This is a genomic window from Herbiconiux daphne (genome assembly GCF_024979295.1).
Classification (GTDB): domain Bacteria; phylum Actinomycetota; class Actinomycetes; order Actinomycetales; family Microbacteriaceae; genus Herbiconiux; species Herbiconiux daphnes.
Genome location: NZ_JANLCJ010000117.1, coordinates 1 through 1,172, shown reverse-complemented (window position 1 = coordinate 1,172; position 1,172 = coordinate 1). Strand labels below are relative to the sequence as shown.

At 37.5% G+C, this 1,172-nt stretch carries 3 protein-coding genes; all 3 read left to right on the top strand.

Annotated features, from left to right (window positions below; translation table 11 throughout):
* Nucleotides 1-138 (top strand): RNA ligase family protein, encoded by a 138-nt coding sequence (locus N1032_RS28505; RefSeq protein ID WP_407933075.1) that lies wholly within the window; start codon nucleotides 1-3, stop codon nucleotides 136-138.
* Between the two features lie 228 nt (nucleotides 139-366).
* Nucleotides 367-921: a hypothetical protein gene (locus tag N1032_RS23450; protein WP_259542767.1), complete on the top strand. Its 555-nt coding sequence runs from the start codon at nucleotides 367-369 to the stop codon at nucleotides 919-921.
* On the top strand, nucleotides 914-1,172 hold a 259-nt coding region (locus N1032_RS23445), incomplete at its 3' end, for a hypothetical protein (RefSeq protein ID WP_259542766.1). The genes N1032_RS23450 and N1032_RS23445, both read left to right, overlap by 8 nt.

Sequence of the window (1,172 nt, the reverse complement as noted above, 5' to 3'; positions counted from 1 at the left end):
ATTGACAAGGATAAAGACGTATTTTATGTAGAGGAAAAACTTGATGGTTCAAATGTGACCATTTCCATTTATGATGAAAAAACAATTAGACTTTTCTCTAGAACGACAGAGATTGACCAAAATGAACCGGGCAACTGAAATGGTCTTGTGCAATGGGTAAATGACAACAAGGAAAGAATTTTGGAATTCATAGGTTCTCATTATGATTTTGACGTATTTCCAATTAACTTCCATGGTGAATGACTGATGCAAGGTAAGATAGGTTACAATAGAACATTAAAGAACACTTTTTACCTATTTGACGTCACTTATGGTGAAAGGGACGAGGAAAATGAAGGGGCATTGATTTGACTTACCCGAGGAAATGTGGCAAATGTTCCATTCTTCCAAAAAGTTCCTTTCATCAAGACCGCGACAGTGAATGAACTGCTTGCAGACTTGCCTAACCTAATTGAAAAGCAGCCTTCATTGCTTGACAAGACTTTCAATAGGGAAGGTGTGGTAATCAAGTCATATGATTCCAAAACAAGAATTAAGTTCGTGTCAGAGGAATTCAAGGAAACCATGGGTTCTAAAGACGTTAGATTGAAAACCGAAGACGAAGCAATCACTGCAATTAAAATGCTTATTAATGGTGAGCAAGTGATTGGGGACAACAGAGTTCAAAAGTATGTGCATAGACTTAAAGAGCAAAACAAGATTGACCTATGCCCTAATTTCAATGACGGTAAGGTGCTTAAAGAGTTATTCGCAAATGCAGGTGAATTAGCACAGGACTACATTGATGAGGAACTAAACAAGTTCTTTGAGAAAATGACAAAAATTATCAAGAAACAAGTGCCGACGGCAATTAAGAATTATGTAGCAAAACAAAAACTCATTGACATTACAAATGAGTTGCAAGGAGAACAAAATGAGTAATACTCAAACATATAAACTAAAATCACTTAAAGTGAATCTTATCGAAGCAAAAGAAGGGCAGGAGTTCAAGTTCACGGACGGTGCTGCGAATGGAAATGCCAAATTCAACAGTGATGGGTATATCATCCATATCCAAGGGACATCCGCAACATTTTTCGTAAAGGGCTCTGAGCTTGAAAAGTTCGTCAGTGAACCCAAGCCAAAGAAACCAAAAGTGCCTGGTGCTAAAGACTTCATCAAGACAAAAGGTC